This is a genomic window from Janthinobacterium sp. JF4 (assembly GCF_059617925.1).
On sequence record NZ_JCAQAV010000002.1, the window covers coordinates 243,991 to 261,992 of the forward strand.

An 18,002-nucleotide genomic window follows, 5' to 3' on the forward strand; every position below is an offset into this window, starting at 1 on the left:
CCACGGTAACGAATATAAAAAATGGCCCCAGGAATTTCTCCCTGGTGCCGTTCTGTTCAGCTAAGCACAGATGAATATACTTAATAGATTAAATAGTTAACGGATGACCGCTGCATGGCATACGCAATACTTTTTCTGATTAATTGAAATTTGTATCAATTAAATAATTGCAAATTCCCGGACAAATAAAGCGGACGGCGTCCATGCGATGGTAATTAATTGCAAATTGCACGCTGCTTGATAAAAATTAAAAAAGGCACCCGAAGGTGCCTTTTTGAAATCAGCTAGCAGCGCAGATTACGCTTCGTCGCCGTGGTGTTGCTGGGTCTCGATATCCTGCAGCGCTTCGGCAGCTTCGCCAGCCATCGAGGCTTTCTCGGCCAGCAGCAGCGCTTGACGCTCTTCCACTTCCCACGCTTCCTTCTCTTTGCGTGCGCGGTGGAAAGCCAGGCCCGTACCGCCAGGAATCAGACGACCGACGATGACGTTCTCTTTCAGGCCACGCAGACCATCGCGCTTGCCCATGATCGCCGCTTCCGTCAGCACGCGGGTAGTTTCCTGGAACGATGCGGCCGAGATAAACGAATCGGTCGACAGCGATGCCTTGGTAATACCCAGCAAGACGTTTTCGTAGGTCGCAGGAATCTTGTTCTCAACGGCCATGCGATCGTTCTCGTCCAGCAGTTCCGAACGCTCAACCTGCTCGCCAACGATGTAGTTGGTGTCGCCGGCATTGACGATCTGCACGCGGCGCAGCATCTGACGCACGATCACTTCGATGTGCTTGTCATTGATCTTCACGCCTTGCAGACGGTACACGTCTTGCACTTCGTCAACGATGTAACGTGCCAGCGCTTCGATACCCAGCAGGCGCAGGATGTCTTGCGGATCGGCCGGGCCGTCCACGATCATCTCGCCCTTGTTCACGACTTGGCCGTCATGCACCAGCACTTGTTTGTCCTTGGTGATCAAGAACTCATGCTTGTTGCCGTCCATGTCCGTGATTTCCAGACGCTGCTTGCCCTTGGTTTCTTTACCGAACGCAACCGTACCCGTGACTTCCGCCAGCATACCGGCATCTTTCGGCGAGCGCGCTTCGAACAGTTCTGCAACGCGTGGCAGACCACCGGTAATATCGCGCGTTTTTTGCGATTCGGTCGGGATACGTGCCAGCACTTCGCCCACCGATACCTGTTGACCGTCCTTGACCATGATCAGCGCGCCGACCTGGAAGCCGATCGCCACCGAGTGTTCGGTGCCGGCGATCTTGACTTCTTCGTTCGCGTCGTTGATCAGCTTGACTTGCGGACGCAACGTTTTCGTCAGCGAACCGCGACGTTTCGCATCGATCGCCACCAGGGTGGACAGACCGGTCACTTCGTCGACCTGACGGGCTACGGTGACGCCTTCTTCGACGTTCTCGAAACGCACTTGACCGGCGTATTCGGTAATGATCGGACGGGTCAGCGGATCCCACGTTGCCAGGGCCGTACCGGCCTTGATGACCATGCCGTCCTTGACGATCAGGGTCGCGCCGTACGGTACTTTATGACGCTCACGCTCACGGCCATGGTCGTCGGTGATCAGCACTTCGCCGGAACGGGAAATGACGATTTGCGCGCCCTTACCGTTCGTCACGTAACGCATGGTTGCCGTGAAGCGGATGGTACCGTTCGATTTGGCTTCCACCGACGATGCCACTGCTGCACGCGATGCCGCACCACCAATGTGGAACGTACGCATGGTCAGCTGGGTACCAGGCTCACCAATCGACTGCGCTGCCACCACACCGACGGCTTCGCCGGCGTTGACCAGCATGCCGCGGCCCAAGTCGCGGCCATAGCACTTGGCGCACAGGCCGAAGCGCGTGTCGCAAGTCAGTGGCGTGCGGACCTTGACTTCATCGATGGACAGACGCTCGATCTCTTCGACCATGTCTTCATCCATCAGGGTGCCGGCTTCGTACAGCGTTTCCTGGGTTTCAGGATTGACGACGTCATGCACCACCACGCGGCCGAGGATACGGTCACGCAACGGTTCGATGACTTCACCACCTTCGACCAGTGCCTTCATGACGGCGCCGTTCATGGTGCCGCAATCGTCCTCGATCACCACCAAGTCTTGCGTCACGTCAACCAGACGACGCGTCAGGTAACCGGAGTTAGCCGTTTTCAGCGCCGTATCGGCCAGACCTTTACGCGCACCGTGGGTCGAAATGAAGTACTGCAAAACGTTCAGACCTTCGCGGAAGTTCGCGGTAATCGGCGTTTCGATAATCGAGCCATCCGGTTTGGCCATCAGACCACGCATACCGGCCAACTGGCGAATCTGGGCTGCGGAACCGCGCGCGCCGGAGTCGGCCATCATGTAAATGGCGTTGAACGATTCTTGCGTCGACTTGGTGCCGTCGCGGCGGATCACGTCTTCAACTTTGAGCTGGTCCATCATGGCCTTGCCGACTTCATCCGAGGTTTTGCCCCAGATATCGACGACCTTGTTGTAACGCTCGCCGGCGGTCACGAGACCCGACGCGTATTGCTGTTCGATCTGCTTGACTTCCGATTCGGCCGTCGCGATCAGGGTCACTTTTTGCGGCGGTACCAGCATGTCGTCGACGCAGATCGAGATACCGGCGCGTGTCGCCAGGCGGAAACCCGATTGCATCAGTTTGTCTGCGAACACCACGGTGGCGCGCAGGCCGCACTTGCGGAACGACGTGTTGATCAGTTTGGAAATTTCTTTCTTTTTCAGCGCGCGGTTCAGGACGGAGAACGGCAGGCCTTTAGGCAGAATTTCCGACAGGATCGCACGGCCGATCGTCGTTTCGTAACGCGTTACCGTTTTCTCGAATTCGCCCGTTTCGGCGTTTTTCGGGTATTCGGTAATACGCACGGTGACGCGGGTCGTCAGTTCGACTTCCTTGTTGTCGTAGGCGCGGATCACTTCCGACACGTCAGGGAACATCATCCCTTCGTTCTTCGCATTGATCGCTTCGCGGGTCGCGTAGTACAGACCCAGCACGATATCCTGGGAAGGAACGATCGACGGTTCGCCGTTCGACGGGAACAGGATGTTGTTCGATGCCAGCATCAGGGTGCGTGCTTCCATCTGCGCTTCGATCGACAGAGGAACGTGGACCGCCATTTGGTCACCGTCAAAGTCGGCGTTGAATGCGGCGCAGACGAGCGGGTGCAACTGGATGGCCTTGCCTTCAATCAGGACTGGCTCGAACGCCTGGATACCCAGACGGTGCAGCGTCGGTGCGCGGTTCAACATGATCGGATGTTCGCGGATCACGTCTTCCAGGATGTCCCACACGACCGGCTCTTGAATCTCGACCAGCTTCTTCGCCGCCTTGATCGTGGTCGCCAGACCCATCAGTTCCAGTTTATTGAAAATGAAGGGCTTGAACAGTTCCAGCGCCATCAGTTTCGGCAAGCCGCACTGATGCAGTTTCAATTGCGGGCCCACGACGATGACGGAACGACCGGAGTAATCGACGCGTTTGCCCAGCAAGTTTTGACGGAAACGGCCGCCCTTGCCCTTGATCATCTCGGCCAGCGACTTCAGCGGACGCTTGTTGGCGCCGGTCATCGCTTTGCCGCGACGGCCGTTGTCCAGCAGCGAATCGACCGCTTCTTGCAGCATGCGCTTTTCGTTGCGCGTGATGATCTCTGGAGCGCGCAGCTCCATCAGGCGTTTCAGACGGTTGTTACGGTTGATGACGCGGCGATACAGATCGTTCAGATCCGAGGTCGCGAAACGGCCACCGTCCAGCGGTACCAGCGGACGCAGTTCCGGCGGCAGCACTGGCAGCACTTCCATGATCATCCAGTCAGGCTTGATGCCCGAACGTTGGAACGCTTCCAGCACTTTCAGGCGCTTCGCGTATTTCTTGATCTTGGCTTCGGATTTCGATTCCTTCAGTTCCACGCGCAGCGTTTCGGCATCGCGGTGGATGTCGATCGAGCGCAGCAGTTCACGGATACCTTCGGCGCCCATGAAGGCGGTGAAGTCGTCGCCGTACTCTTCGTACTTGGCGGCGTAGTCGTCTTCCGACATGATCTGGCACTTCTTCAGCGGGGTCATGCCTGGATCGGTCACGACGTATGCTTCAAAGTACAGCACGCGTTCGATATCCCGCAGGGTCATGTCCAGGACCATGCCCAGACGCGACGGCAGCGACTTCAGGAACCAGATGTGCGCGGTCGGCGAGGCCAACTCGATGTGGCCCATGCGCTCGCGGCGCACTTTGGCCAGCGTGACTTCGACGCCGCACTTTTCGCAGATGACGCCGCGGTGTTTCAGGCGCTTGTACTTGCCGCACAGGCATTCGTAATCCTTGATCGGGCCAAAGATCTTGGCGCAGAACAGGCCATCGCGCTCAGGCTTGAAGGTACGGTAGTTGATGGTTTCCGGCTTCTTGACTTCGCCGTAGGACCACGAACGGATTTTCTCAGGCGAAGCGAGACCGATCTTGATTGCATCGAAGGTCTCGTTGGTCTGTACTTGCTTGAATAGATCGAGCAGTGCTTTCATGTATCACTCCAGAGGTGATTAAATTTCTATATTCCTGAGACTACATTGCCCGGCGTGGTTTCCCAGCCGGGCTTTGTGTTTCCCAAACCAAATGACAAGTGCTGTCGTTTAGTTGCGTTCGAGGTCGATATCGATACCCAGCGAACGGATTTCCTTGACCAGCACGTTGAACGATTCCGGCATGCCGGCGTCGATCACGTGGTCGCCCTTGACGAGGTTCTCGTACACTTTGGTACGGCCATTCACGTCATCGGACTTGACGGTCAACATCTCTTGCAAGACATACGACGCGCCATACGCTTCCAGTGCCCAGACTTCCATCTCACCGAAACGCTGACCACCGAACTGGGCTTTACCGCCCAGTGGCTGTTGCGTTACCAGCGAGTAAGGACCGGTCGAACGCGCATGCATCTTGTCATCCACCAAGTGATGCAGTTTCAGCATGTGCATGACGCCGACAGTGACCTTGCGCTCGAACGCTTCACCGGTGCGACCGTCATACATGGTCACCTGGTTTTTCGAAGCGGTCATGCCCAGGTTCTTGGCGATGTCGTCCGGATACGCCAGGTCCAGCATGCGGCGGATCTCTTCTTCATTGGCGCCGTCGAACACTGGCGTGGCGAATGGAACACCTTTTTTCAGGTTTTCCGCCAGCTTCATGATCTCTTCGTCGTCGAAGTTATCCAGATCTTCCGCGCGGCCGTTGTCGTTGTAGATCGTCGTCAGGTACTTGCGCACTTGCTCGACCTTGGTTTGCGCCTTCAGCATTTCGCCGATGCGGATACCCAGACCCTTGGCAGCCCAGCCCAAGTGCGTCTCGAGAATCTGACCAACGTTCATCCGCGAAGGAACGCCCAGCGGGTTCAGCACAACGTCGGCTGGCGTGCCGTCGGCCATGTATGGCATGTCTTCCACAGGAACAATACGGGAAACCACACCCTTGTTACCGTGGCGACCTGCCATCTTGTCGCCCGACTGCAGGCGGCGTTTCACGGCCAGGTATACCTTGACCATTTTTTGCACGCCTGGTTGCAGCTCATCGCCTTGCGTCAGTTTCTTGCGCTTCTCTTCGAAGGCCAGATCGAACTGGTGACGCTTCTCGTTGATCGATTCCTTGATCGCTTCCAGCGCTACGGCTGCATCGTCGTCCGCAGGGCGGATGTCGAACCAGTGGTATTTGTCCAGATCGGCCAGGTACTCCTTGGTGATCTTGGCGCCTTTGGCCAGCTTTTTAGGGCCGCCGTTGACAACTTTGCCGATCAGCATTTTTTCCAGACGCTGGAAGGCATCGCCCTCCACGATACGCATCTGGTCGTTCAGATCCAGACGGAAGCGTTTCAGTTCGTCATCGATAATTTGCTGGGCGCGTTTGTCGCGCACGATGCCTTCACGGGTGAAGACTTGCACGTCGATCACGGTACCGATCATGCCCGAAGGCACGCGCAGCGACGTATCTTTCACGTCCGACGCTTTTTCGCCGAAGATCGCGCGCAGCAGCTTCTCTTCCGGGGTCAGCTGGGTTTCGCCTTTTGGCGTCACTTTACCGACCAGGGTGTCGCCGGCTTGCACTTCAGCGCCGATGTAGACGATACCGGACTCATCCAGACGTGCCAGCTGATTTTCAGCCAGGTTCGAGATGTCGCGCGTAATTTCTTCCGCGCCCAGTTTCGTGTCACGGGCCACCACCGACAACTCTTCGATGTGAATCGAGGTGTAGCGGTCGTCCTTGACGACGTTTTCCGAGATCAGGATCGAATCTTCGAAGTTCAGACCATTCCATGGCATGAAGGCCACGGTCATGTTCTGGCCCAGCGCCAATTCACCCAGGTCGGTCGATGCGCCGTCGGCGATCACGTCGCGCTTGGCAACACGGTCGCCCACTTGCACGATAGGACGCTGGTTGATGTTGGTGTTCTGGTTCGAACGGGTGTACTTGATCAGGTTGTAGATGTCGACGCCCACTTCACCAGCGGTGGCTTCGTCATCGTTGACGCGAATCACGACACGGCCCGCATCGATGTAATCGACGATACCGCCACGCAGCGCTTGCACGGTGGTGCCCGAGTCGACCGCAACGGTGCGTTCGATACCGGTACCGACCAGCGCTTTTTCCGGACGCAAGCAAGGCACAGCCTGGCGTTGCATGTTGGCGCCCATCAATGCACGGTTCGCATCATCGTGTTCAAGAAACGGAATCAGCGAGGCAGCGACGGAAACGATCTGGCCTGGCGCCACGTCCATATACTGGATGCGCTCTGGAGAGACCAGGATGGTTTCGCCGGCTTCACGGGCCGAGACCAGTTCATCGGACAGCATGCCTTCATCGCTGATGGTCGCATTCGCCTGAGCGATGATGTAGCGGCCTTCTTCGATGGCGGACAGGTAGTCGATCTGATCGGTAATCTTGGAGCCTTCGACCTTGCGGTATGGGGTTTCCAGGAAGCCGTATTCATTCAGGCGGGCATACAGAGCCAGCGAGTTGATCAGACCAATGTTCGGACCTTCCGGTGTCTCGATCGGGCAGACGCGGCCGTAGTGGGTCGGATGCACGTCGCGCACTTCAAAGCCGGCGCGTTCGCGTGTCAGACCGCCGGGTCCCAGAGCCGATACACGGCGCTTGTGGGTAATTTCCGACAGAGGATTGGTTTGGTCCATGAACTGCGACAGCTGGGACGAACCGAAGAACTCGCGAATCGCGGCCGAAATCGGCTTCGAGTTGATCAGGTCGTGCGGCATCAGGTTGTCCGCTTCGGCTTGGCCGAGGCGTTCCTTGACGGCGCGCTCAACACGCACCAGGCCGGCGCGGAATTGATTCTCGGCCAGTTCGCCCACGCAACGTACGCGACGGTTACCCAGGTGATCGATATCGTCGACTTCGCCGCGGCCATTGCGCAGTTCCACCAGGATCTTGATCACGGCCAGCACGTCTTCGTTCGACAGGGTCATGGCGCCGGTCAGTTCATCGCGGCCAATGCGGCGGTTGAACTTCATGCGGCCCACGGCCGACAGGTCGTAGCGGTCCGAGTTATAGAACAGGCCATTGAACAGCGCTTCAACGGAGTCTTCCGTTGGCGGTTCGCCTGGACGCATCATGCGGTAGATCGCCACTTTCGCAGCCATCTGGTCGGCGGTGTCGTCGATACGCAGGGTTTGCGAGATGTAGGCGCCCTGATCCAGGTCGTTGGTGTACAAGGTCTGGATTTCGGAAATGTTGGCATCGCGCAAGCGGCCCAACAGGTCTTCCGTCAGCTCATCGTTCGCGGACGCGACGACTTCGCCGGTGTCGCCATCGACGATGTTCTTCGCCAATACGCGGCCCAGCAGGTAGTCTTCCGGTACGGAAATGTGCTTGATGCCGGCAGCTTCGATATCGCGCACGTGTTTCGCGTTGATACGCTTGTCTTTCAGCACCAGGGTCTTGCCCGACTTGTCGACGATGTCGAAACGCGCCACTTCGCCGCGCAGACGCTCGGAGACGAATTCCATTTCCGCGCCTTCGGAGCGCAGGTTGAAATTGTCGAAGACGAAGAAGTTCGCCAGGATTTGCTCATGCGACATGCCGATGGCTTTGAGCAGGATCGTCACAGGCATCTTGCGGCGGCGGTCGACGCGGAAGAACAGGATGTCTTTCGGGTCGAACTCGAAGTCCAGCCACGAACCGCGGTAAGGAATGATACGCGCGGAGAACAGCAGTTTGCCGGACGAGTGGGTCTTGCCGCGGTCGTGCTCGAAGAACACGCCAGGCGAACGGTGCAACTGGGAAACGATAACCCGCTCCGTGCCGTTGATCACGAACGAACCGGTGGTCGTCATGAGCGGCAATTCGCCCATGTAGACTTCCTGTTCCTTCATCTCTTTGACGACGGGCTTGGTTGGCGATTCCTTGTCCAGGATCACCAGGCGCACTTTCGCGCGCAGCGGCGACGCGAACGTCAGGCCACGTTGTTGACATTCTTTGACGTCAAAGGCAGGATCGCCCAGAACGTACGACAAGAATTCGAGACGCGCAAAACCATTGTGCGACACGATAGGGAAAATCGAGGTGAAAGCCGACTGCAGGCCATCATTCTTGCGGCCGGACGGTGCTATGTCCTCTTGCAAGAAGCTATGATAAGACTCGAGCTGGGTCGCCAGCAGGAACGGAACGTGGTGAACGTTGGCGCGCTTCGCGAATGATTTGCGAATGCGTTTCTTCTCAGTAAATGAGTAGTGCATGGACACTCCGTGAGTGACAGAAAGGATAGAAAATTCAGGTTTTGCAAGTGTTCGTTTGCACCGCTGCGTGTGACACAGACGAAACCTCAAGGCTCTGCTTTCCGGCTTGAATCGAATAAAAACTGCTGCTACAACTACATGACAAATACGATGCAGACGACAAAGGAGCCAAAGTCGGATTCCCCCCCTTGCGAGGGGGAACCTCAGACTTTGACTCGGGCGCTAACTGCCGCCGGTACAGATATTACTTGATCGAAGCGGTTGCGCCGGCTTCTACCAGTTTCTTCTGTGCTGCTTCAGCGTCAGCTTTCGACACTGCTTCTTTCACAGTTTTTGGTGCGCCATCGACCAGGTCTTTAGCTTCTTTCAAGCCCAGGCCGGTGATTTCGCGAACTGCTTTAATGACGCCAACTTTGTTTGCGCCGAAGCTGTCCAGGATGACGTTGAATTCGGTTTGTTCTTCAGCAGCTGCTGCTGGGCCTGCTGCAGGACCGGCCGAAGCCATCGCTGCTGCGGACACGCCGAATTTTTCTTCGAATGCTTTAACCAGGTCGTTCAGGTCCATTACGGACATGGCGCTAACTGCTTCCAGGATATCGTCTTTGCTAATTGCCATTTTGAAACTCCTAAATTTATTACGTTAGTTACATCAGATTGGTACTGAGAGAAAAAAGCGCGCGCAATTAAGCGGCTGCTGGGGCTTCTTCTGCTGCTGCTTCTGCAGGAGCTTCGGCGCCTTCGCCTTTTTTCGCTGCCAGGGCAGCCAGACCACGTGCAAAGCCCGAAACCGGAGCCAGCATAACGCCCAACAACTGCGAAATGAGGACTTCACGGCTAGGAATGCTCGCCAACGCGGTGACAGCAGCTGTATCCAGCGGCTTGCCTGCGTAGTTACCTGCTTTGATGACCAGTTTGTCGTTGGTTTTAGCGAAGTCAGCGATGACTTTAGCTGCTGCAACGGCATCGGCCGAGATCGAGTAGATCAACGGGCCGGTCATGGCATCTGCCAGGCTGGCGAATGCGGTACCTTCAACGGAGCGACGAGCCAGAGTGTTTTTCAACACACGCAGGTACACGCCTTGGGCACGCGCTTTAGCACGCAGTTGCGTCAAGTGACCAACCTGGATGCCACGATATTCGGCCACGACGATCGTTTGCGCATTTGCTACTTGTGCGGAAACTTCGGCGACGACGGCCTTTTTGTCATTCAGATTGAGACTCACGGTCAACCTCCTTAAATGATGTTCGGCAATCACAACCGAGTGGTTGAGCGCCTTGCATCGGTTCGAACACGGCGTCCGAAGTCAAGAAGTACTAAACTGAGCGGATGGATTCACGCAGCATGAGGACTACAAAACTTGTTCGGGTACACCATCTGCGTTGGGCACTTGCCGTTGCCGGCAAGCCTATTAACCTTCTGCATGTGCGATCGCAGTCGGCCCAACGGTCTTTGATTGTCTGCCTGCCTGGTGCGAACACCGGGCAGACAGCCCAAAGATGCGCCCGCAGCGCCCGAAGGCGCTACAGGACTTGATTCTGTTACTTAAGCTGCCAGGCTAGCCTGGTCAACACGGACGCCAGCGCCCATGGTCGACGACAGCGAAACTTTGCGCAGGTACACGCCTTTGCTCGATGCTGGCTTGGCTTTGTTCAGTGCGTCGATCAGTGCGACCAGATTCGACTTCAGATCTGCGTCAGCGAACGATTTACGGCCGATGGTAGCGTGGATGATACCGGATTTGTCGGTGCGGTACTGAACTTGACCGGCTTTCGCGTTTTTCACGGCGGTAGCGACGTCAGGAGTAACAGTGCCAACTTTCGGGTTAGGCATCATGCCGCGTGGGCCCAGGATCTGACCCAGGGTACCAACGATACGCATGGTATCTGGCGAAGCGATAACGATGTCGAAAGGCATGTCGCCGGCTTTGATCTGCTCAGCCAGGTCTTCCATACCAACGATGTCGGCGCCAGCTGCTTTAGCAGCTTCCGCTTTTTCGCCCGACGCGAATACTGCCACGCGTACGGTTTTGCCGGTACCAGCTGGCAGCACGACGGAGCCGCGCACCACTTGGTCGGATTTCTTAGGATCAACACCCAGTTGTACCGATACGTCGATCGATTCATTGAACTTGGCCGTTGCGCACTCTTTGATCAGAGCGACAGCGTTGTCGAAAGCGTACACTTTGGTACGGTCGACTTTGGCTTTCAAAGCCTTGATACGTTTGGATAACTTAGCCATTATACAACACCTTCCACCGTGATACCAATCGAACGAGCGGAACCAGCGATGGTGCGTACAGCAGCATCCATGTCGGCAGCGGTCAGATCAGGGGTTTTCAATTTAGCGATTTCTTCAGCTTGTGCGCGGGTCAGCGTACCGACTTTGTCGGTATGTGGCTTCGGCGAACCTTTGGTGATCGCAGCAGCTTTTTTGATCAGGTAGGTTGCTGGAGGCGTCTTCATCACGAACGTGAAGGACTTGTCCGCAAACGCGGTGATCACGACTGGGATCGGCATGCCTGGTTCCATACCTTGGGTCTGCGCGTTGAACGCTTTGCAGAATTCCATGATGTTCAGACCGCGTTGACCCAGAGCTGGACCGATTGGTGGGGATGGGTTTGCTTTACCAGCTGGCACTTGCAGCTTGATAAAACCAATGATTTTCTTTGCCATGATGGCTCCTATCTTGGATTGAGTAGTAGCGCCCCGCCGATCCTACCCTGGCGGGGCTCCTCTGACCGGATTTTGCTGTTACTACCGCAACGCTCCTGGTGGCGCTTGATAATACTTAGACTTTTTCGACCTGGCCGAATTCGAGCTCTACCGGAGTAGCGCGGCCGAAAATGGTGACCGAGACGCGCACTTTGGATTTCTCGTAATTGACTTCTTCGACATTGCCGTTGAAATCGGTGAACGGACCATCCTTGATACGGACTTGCTCGCCCACCTCGTACAAGGTTTTTGGACGGGGCTTTTCAACACCCTCTTGCATCTGCTTCATGATGCCGTCGATTTCGCGCGCGGAGATCGGCGTCGGCTTGTTCGACTTGCCACCAATGAAACCGGTAACCTTGCTGGTGTTCTTGACCAAGTGCCAGCTCTCGTCCGTCATTTCCATTTCAACCAGCACATAGCCAGGATAGAAACGACGTTCGGTGACGGACTTCACGCCATTCTTGACTTCGACGACTTCTTCGATCGGCACCAGGATCTGGCCGAACTGGTCTTGCATGCCCGCGCGCTCGATGCGCTCGGTCAGTGCGCGCATGACGCTTTTTTCCATGCCGGAATAAGCATGCACGACATACCAGCGCTTGCTGCTGACTGGCACGCTCAGCGCTGCACCAGTGTCCGCTACCGGAGCGTCGCCCGGAACGGACTCGTCCGCCGCTTCATCATGCACATTTTCGCTCATTATTTTTTCCAACCCAGAATTACGTCATACAACAAAAACTCGAGCAATTTATCCGTGCCCCACAGGAAAATCGCCATGACCAGCACAAAGGCAAACACGATCGCAGTAATCTGCGTGGCTTCTTTGCGGGTAGGCCAAACGACTTTCTTGGTTTCGCGCACAGCTTCTTTGGCGAAATTGAGAAATTCACGGCCGGTCGTCGAGACATACAAGAGCGCAACAGCAATAACCAAACCAGCCACAAGCGCGCTTGCACGCACCAGAGCTGGTTGGCCTGCCAGGTAATAAAACCCGACTACTCCTGCAATCGCAGCCACTATTGCCAGCGCGACTTTTATCTTGTCACTCGACGTGCTAACGGTTTGCACGGATTGATTTGACATTTTTCTACTTTCGGTGCCCTGCACCTTGACGGTGGCAGGGACGGAGGGCATCGAACCCCCAACCTTCGGTTTTGGAGACCGACGCTCTGCCAATTGAGCTACGTCCCTACGTAAAACTTTCGAGGAGTGCTATTCTACCACCCAGGACGCCCCGGGTGGAAGCATAACATTTCCTTATGCGAGGATTTTTGCAACCACGCCGGCGCCGACGGTACGGCCGCCTTCACGGATAGCGAAGCGCAGACCTTCTTCCATCGCGATCGGGTTGATCAGCTTGACGGTGATCGACACGTTATCGCCTGGCATGACCATTTCTTTGTCTGCTGGCAACTCAATCGAACCGGTTACGTCCGTCGTGCGGAAGTAGAACTGTGGACGATAGTTGTTGAAGAATGGCGTATGACGGCCGCCTTCGTCTTTCGACAGAACATAGATCTCGCCGGTGAAGTGAGCATGCGGCTTGATCGAGCCTGGCTTTGCCAGAACTTGACCACGTTGCACGTCTTCACGCTTGGTGCCGCGCAGCAGCAGACCAACGTTGTCGCCTGCTTGACCTTGGTCCAGCAGCTTGCGGAACATTTCCACGCCGGTGCAAGTCGTTTTGACGGTATCGGTGATACCGACGATTTCGATCTCTTCGCCGACTTTGACGATGCCGCGCTCGATACGACCGGTTACAACCGTACCGCGACCCGAGATCGAGAACACGTCTTCTACTGGCATCAGGAACGCACCGTCAACAGCGCGCTCTGGCGTTGGGATGTAAGCATCCAGCGCATCGGCCAGACGCAGCACTGCGTCAACGCCCATTTCGCCTTCTTTGCCTTCCAGCGCCATACGTGCCGAACCTTTGATGATTGGCAGGTCGTCGCCTGGGAATTCGTACTTCGACAACAGCTCGCGCACTTCCATTTCAACCAGTTCCAGCAGCTCTGCGTCGTCGACCAGGTCGCACTTGTTCAGGAACACGATGATGTACGGAACGCCAACTTGGCGGGCCAGCAGGATGTGTTCGCGGGTCTGTGGCATTGGGCCGTCAGCTGCGGAGCACACCAGGATCGCGCCGTCCATCTGGGCAGCACCGGTAATCATGTTTTTGATGTAATCGGCGTGGCCTGGGCAGTCAACGTGCGCGTAGTGACGCGTTTCCGTTTCGTACTCGACGTGGGCGGTGTTAATCGTGATACCGCGCGCTTTTTCTTCTGGTGCCGCATCGATCTGGTCGTATGCTTTAGCTTCGCCGCCGAATTTCTTCGACAGAACCGTTGCGATTGCAGCGGTCAGCGTGGTTTTACCGTGGTCGACGTGGCCGATGGTGCCGACGTTGACGTGCGGCTTGGTCCGTTCGAATTTACCTTTTGCCATTTTGAACTCCTAATGATTTGATTAGATTGCTCAGGCACACGCCCGACGGTCTGGTTTGAATTGCTTCTGTGCTGCCTGCTGCGAATTCTGGTGCCCTTGACGTGGATCGAACACGTGGCCTCTCCCTTACCAAGGGAGTGCTCTACCACTGAGCTACAAGGGCTGTAATTTGTTGCATGCGATGCATCAAGCATCTGAACGGAAACTGGAGCGGGTGAAGGGAATCGAACCCTCGTCGTAAGCTTGGAAGGCTTCTGCTCTACCATTGAGCTACACCCGCGAGGTATCGTTCACTTTATCTTCACTTGCTTTTTGCTACTACCCAGTTTTCCTTGCAAAAACTTGGTGGAGGGGGCTGGATTCGAACCAGCGTACTCATAGAGAACAGATTTACAGTCTGTCGCCTTTAACCACTCGGCCACCCCTCCGCGGGAACCGCAGAGTATGAAGCATCTACTCACAACTGTCAACCTTATTTTCTGATGCCTGACTGCTGCATTTTCGTATAAAGAAGAAGTTGGCTGCTTCGGGGCGTGATTATAAGCTCCCGATTTGAGAATGTGCAAGGGTTGGCGCGAAAAAGTCGACTTTTTTTCGCATTTTTTTATCGCCCCTGCCCGCAAGCCGCATTTTCCCGTCATTCGCCCCGCATTTTCCTTCTTTACCGGGCGTCAGGCGGATGCATCCAGGAGTTGCCCAGAGGCTTATATTTACGCAATAGCTGCTGATGCAGGCCCGACAGTACGGGCAATTTGGGGTTGCGCGGGTCCAGGCGGCGCACGCCGGCGATAAACGTCAGCGCCTGCTGCCCCATGCGTTCATCCCAGCCTTCGTGCTCCAGGCATTTCAGCACGGCCACAGCCGCATTGAAGACCACTTGCGGATTGTCGGGCAGGCGCGTGACGGCTTCGCCCATCAGATCGACGGCGCCGCGGAAATCGCCCTCTCCCGCCCTGGCGGCGCCGGCCGCCACCATGTCGGCCACTTCCTGGCGGCTTTGCCGCGCCAGCGCCTTGGCCAGCTCTTCGCGCCCCGCCTGCTCGAACACGGCCATGGCGCGCGTCATGGCCGCGCTGTCGGGCGCATTGCGCATGACTTCGCGCATCACCTCGGCGGCGCCATCCTCGCGCCCGTGCGCCAGGCAGTGGCGCGCCAGTTCTGTTTTCAGCATGGTCGAGCCGCCCACGCTGTGGCGGTTGGCAGCCAGTGCCACGTCCAGCGATTGCTGCAGGCGCTCCTCGTTGCCCGTCTGCGCATGCAGCATGGCGCTGCACAGAGCGCTGCACAGCTCCGTATTCTTTTGCCCGCCCATCGACTTGTCGAGGTCGCGGATCACGGCGCCTGCCTGCAAGGGATCTCCCTTGCGCACCAGGGTCTGCACCAGGCGTACATGGTCTTCCGGATCGCGGAATTCCGAATACTTGGCCTTGCTGACCACCAATTTGAGGGATTTCTCCGCCATCTCGATATCGTCGGCCGCCAGGGCAGCCTCGCCCAGGCGGCGCAAGCGGCGCACGGCGTGCGGCGACAGGGCCACCGCTTCGCTCAAGGCCGCCTGCGCCAATTCCGGCTTGCCTTGCGCCAGATGCGTGCGCGCCAGCCAGTCATAGGCGTCGAGAAAACGCTTGTTGTTTTCCAGTAGCCCTTCCAGCGTGCCCTGCGCCGCTGCGTACTCGCCCAGCAGGAATTGCGTCTTGGCCTGGCCCAGGCGCGCCCAGCCGATGGACTTGGCTTGGTACAGGGCTGCGTAGATCGGCTCGGCGTCGGCCGCCTCGCCCAGCAGCAAATGCAGTTCCGCGCGCAGGCGCAGGAAATCGGTGGCGTAGCGGGGATACAGGCTGGCGCCCTCGGCGCAGGCGGCAATCGCCGCGCGCTCATTGCCCACGTCAATCAGCTCATACACGGGCACGAAGGCATTGCGCTTGTCCAGCGCGCGGCCGATGCGCTCAAGCATATTGTCAGCGGTGAACGGCTTGAGGATGTAATCGGTGGGCAACAGCTCGACGGCACTGACCACCTTGGCAAAGCTGCCTTCGCCCGTCACCATGAAAAACATGGTCGACGCGTGCATCAATTTGTGGTGGCGCAAGTCTTCCAGCATCTGCTGGCCATCCTGCCCGCCGTCGAGATCGTATTCGCACAGGATCAAATCATACGCTTTGCTGCCCAGCATGCGGATCGCCTGACCCGAACTGGCCGCGTCATCGATCTTCGCCAGGCCGCACAGGTTGAGCATATTGTGCAGGCTGGCGCGCATGCCCGGATGCGGCTCGATGATCAGTGCGCTAAGGCCCTTGAGTTCTTTCATGTCGTGATGTCCGAAAACTCCGCGGCGCGCCACACTGGTGCGTGGCGCCAGCCAGCATGAGGCTGCCGAGTATATGACGGCGCCGCGCGCAAGGGAATGGCGGCGCGCCGAAAAAGGCCAACGACGTTGCCGCTCAGGCGACGGCGCGCTCCGGATGCCACAGTTGCGGCTCATGGTCGATCAGTTCCAGCAACGCCGTCACCACTTCCGGATCGAACTGGCTGCCGCTGCGCTGCGCGATGTATTCGCGCACCTGCGGATACGGCCACGGTTCCTTGTACGGCCGCTCGCGCAGCAAGGCATCGAAGACGTCGACCACGGCGACGATGCGCGCGGCCACGGGAATGTCGCGCCCCTTCAGGCCATTCGGGTAGCCGGCGCCATCGAAGTGTTCGTGGTGGCCGCCGGCGATCTGCGCGCCATAGGTCAGGTAGCTGACGCCGTCGACCATGTTGGCGGCCCGCTCGAGGATGGTGCGCCCGACGCCGGCATGCAGCTGCATCTGCGCCCGCTCCTCGTCCGTATGCTTGCCCGGCTTGAGCAGCACGGCGTCCGGCGTGGCCACCTTGCCCACGTCGTGCAGGATGCTGGCCAGGCCGATCATGTCGAGCAGCTGCGGCGTCAGTTCATCCGGGTACACGCCGCGCTGCTGCATGCACCGGGCGATGGCGTCGGACAAGAGCTGCACGCGCCGCACATGGCCGCCCGTGTCGCTGTCGCGGAACTCGGCCAGGTCGGCCAGCGCCACCACGGTCGCTTCCTGCGCCTTGCGCAGCTGGCCGAACATGTACAGGTTGTCGAAGGCGGCGGCGATGCGCTGGCAAAACACTTCCAGCAAGTCGCGCTGGATCTGCGCCAGCGGCCACGGCGGCGTGACGGAGATGGCCAGCTCGCGGTTGCCTTCCGTGTGGATGAACAGCACATTGGCCGGATGCTCGAACTGGCTGCGCTTTTCCGCGAACGCCTTGGCGATGGTGGCGGTGAGCGCATGGTCGGCCGGCATGGCTTCCGCCTCGGCCAACATGGCATAGGTGCCCGTGGCGGCGACCACCTCGGGCCGCCCGGCGCCGCCCTGCATCAGGCACAGCACGCCGTCGGCACCCACGTCGAGGATGGCGCTGACCTGGTTGAGCACGCCGGAAGCGAATTCGCGCAGGGAATGGATCTGGTACAGATTGGTGGCGCCGGCGAGGATCTTGCCCAGGCCGATGCGGCTGCGCTCGAGCATCATCAGGCTCTCGTAGGCGCGCAGGGCCGAGATGACGGTGGTAAACAGCTTTTGCGTCGTCAGTTCCGTCTTGGCCTTGTAATCGTTGATGTCGTATTCGATGATGACGCGCTGCTCGGGCGCCTGGCCCGGCTGGCCCGTGCGCAGCACGACGCGCACGATGGAGTTGTTCAGGTCGGCGCGGATGCGCTTGGCGAGGATCAGGCCGGCATCATCCGTTTCCATCACCACGTCGAGCAGCACCAGCGCGATATCGGGCGTGTCGCGCAGGATGTCGTACGCTTCGCGGCCGCTGTAGGCGGAAAACAGTTCCAGTTCGCGGCCCTTGAAGCTGACATTGCGCAGCGCCAGCCGCGTGACCGCATGCACATCGACGTCGTCATCGACGATCAGGACACGCCACAGGCGCTGGTCGGGCGCGGCCAGCCCGGCAGGACTGGCCACCGGCTCATCTTCGTCGAGCAGCCAGTTATCATCTGCGTCGGCTTTGAGGTCGGTCATGAATACTCCTAAGGGATAAGTTCGATGTGGACGCTGCGTTAACGCCTA

General features: G+C 57.8%; 11 protein-coding genes and 4 tRNA genes. All 15 read right to left on the bottom strand.

The genetic code is table 11. The features are described from left to right. Positions 1–297 precede the first annotated feature (297 nt). Entirely contained in the window at positions 298–4,539 is a 4,242-nt protein-coding gene (gene rpoC, locus AC54AF_RS02915; protein WP_034753138.1) for a DNA-directed RNA polymerase subunit beta', read from the bottom strand. 108 nt (positions 4,540–4,647) lie between these two features. Beyond that, a complete protein-coding gene (rpoB, locus tag AC54AF_RS02920) occupies positions 4,648–8,754 on the bottom strand; it encodes a DNA-directed RNA polymerase subunit beta (RefSeq protein ID WP_496635246.1) in 4,107 nt (1,368 codons plus the stop codon). A gap of 244 nt (positions 8,755–8,998) precedes the next feature. Next, positions 8,999–9,370 (bottom strand): 50S ribosomal protein L7/L12, encoded by a 372-nt coding sequence (rplL, locus tag AC54AF_RS02925; protein ID WP_010394320.1) that lies wholly within the window; start codon positions 9,368–9,370, stop codon positions 8,999–9,001. A 67-nt stretch (positions 9,371–9,437) separates the two neighbouring features. Then, complete coding sequence (rplJ, locus tag AC54AF_RS02930; protein WP_034753621.1) at positions 9,438–9,977, bottom strand: 50S ribosomal protein L10; 540 nt, start codon at positions 9,975–9,977, stop codon at positions 9,438–9,440. 320 nt (positions 9,978–10,297) lie between these two features. Beyond that, entirely contained in the window at positions 10,298–10,993 is a 696-nt protein-coding gene (gene rplA, locus AC54AF_RS02935; protein ID WP_034753134.1) for a 50S ribosomal protein L1, read from the bottom strand. Next, on the bottom strand, positions 10,993–11,427 hold the full coding sequence (gene rplK, locus AC54AF_RS02940) for a 50S ribosomal protein L11 (RefSeq protein WP_034783246.1): 435 nt from the start codon (positions 11,425–11,427) through the stop codon (positions 10,993–10,995). The genes rplA and rplK overlap by 1 nt, the downstream gene beginning before the upstream one ends. A 115-nt stretch (positions 11,428–11,542) precedes the next feature. Further along, positions 11,543–12,169, bottom strand: a complete 627-nt coding sequence (gene nusG / locus AC54AF_RS02945; RefSeq protein ID WP_034753130.1) for a transcription termination/antitermination protein NusG — start codon at positions 12,167–12,169, stop codon at positions 11,543–11,545. Beyond that, the gene (gene secE, locus AC54AF_RS02950; RefSeq protein ID WP_010394308.1) at positions 12,169–12,552 is read right to left on the bottom strand and encodes a preprotein translocase subunit SecE; all 384 of its coding nucleotides are present in this window, start codon (positions 12,550–12,552) and stop codon (positions 12,169–12,171) included. Before secE ends, nusG begins: the two co-directional genes overlap by 1 nt. 32 nt (positions 12,553–12,584) lie before the next feature. After that, positions 12,585–12,660, bottom strand: a tRNA-Trp gene (locus AC54AF_RS02955). A gap of 66 nt (positions 12,661–12,726) precedes the next feature. Next, on the bottom strand, positions 12,727–13,917 hold the full coding sequence (gene tuf, locus AC54AF_RS02960; RefSeq protein ID WP_034753125.1) for an elongation factor Tu: 1,191 nt from the start codon (positions 13,915–13,917) through the stop codon (positions 12,727–12,729). Positions 13,918–14,005: 88 nt separating this feature from the next. Next, positions 14,006–14,080, bottom strand: a tRNA-Thr gene (locus AC54AF_RS02965). 43 nt (positions 14,081–14,123) lie between these two features. Further along, positions 14,124–14,197: transfer RNA gene (locus AC54AF_RS02970), tRNA-Gly, on the bottom strand. 63 nt (positions 14,198–14,260) lie between these two features. After that, positions 14,261–14,345 (bottom strand) — tRNA-Tyr (locus tag AC54AF_RS02975). 233 nt (positions 14,346–14,578) lie between these two features. After that, entirely contained in the window at positions 14,579–16,225 is a 1,647-nt protein-coding gene (locus AC54AF_RS02980; protein ID WP_496635249.1) for a response regulator, read from the bottom strand. A gap of 133 nt (positions 16,226–16,358) precedes the next feature. Then, positions 16,359–17,954, bottom strand: coding sequence for a DUF3369 domain-containing protein (locus tag AC54AF_RS02985; RefSeq protein WP_496635251.1), 1,596 nt, complete (start codon positions 17,952–17,954; stop codon positions 16,359–16,361). Between the last annotated feature and the right edge of the window lie 48 nt (positions 17,955–18,002).

Excerpts from the sequence above, each read along its gene's own strand:
- secE (WP_010394308.1), bottom strand. The coding sequence starts at position 12,552 with ATGTCAAATCAATCCGTGCAAACCGTTAGCACGTCGAGTGACAAGATA.
- rplA (WP_034753134.1), bottom strand. The coding sequence starts at position 10,993 with ATGGCTAAGTTATCCAAACGTATCAAGGCTTTGAAAGCCAAAGTCGAC.
- tuf (WP_034753125.1), bottom strand. The coding sequence starts at position 13,917 with ATGGCAAAAGGTAAATTCGAACGGACCAAGCCGCACGTCAACGTCGGC.
- rplK (WP_034783246.1), bottom strand. The coding sequence starts at position 11,427 with ATGGCAAAGAAAATCATTGGTTTTATCAAGCTGCAAGTGCCAGCTGGT.
- nusG (WP_034753130.1), bottom strand. The coding sequence starts at position 12,169 with ATGAGCGAAAATGTGCATGATGAAGCGGCGGACGAGTCCGTTCCGGGC.
- rpoC (WP_034753138.1), bottom strand. The coding sequence starts at position 4,539 with ATGAAAGCACTGCTCGATCTATTCAAGCAAGTACAGACCAACGAGACC.
- AC54AF_RS02980 (WP_496635249.1), bottom strand. The coding sequence starts at position 16,225 with ATGAAAGAACTCAAGGGCCTTAGCGCACTGATCATCGAGCCGCATCCG.
- rpoB (WP_496635246.1), bottom strand. The coding sequence starts at position 8,754 with ATGCACTACTCATTTACTGAGAAGAAACGCATTCGCAAATCATTCGCG.
- rplL (WP_010394320.1), bottom strand. The coding sequence starts at position 9,370 with ATGGCAATTAGCAAAGACGATATCCTGGAAGCAGTTAGCGCCATGTCC.
- AC54AF_RS02985 (WP_496635251.1), bottom strand. The coding sequence starts at position 17,954 with ATGACCGACCTCAAAGCCGACGCAGATGATAACTGGCTGCTCGACGAA.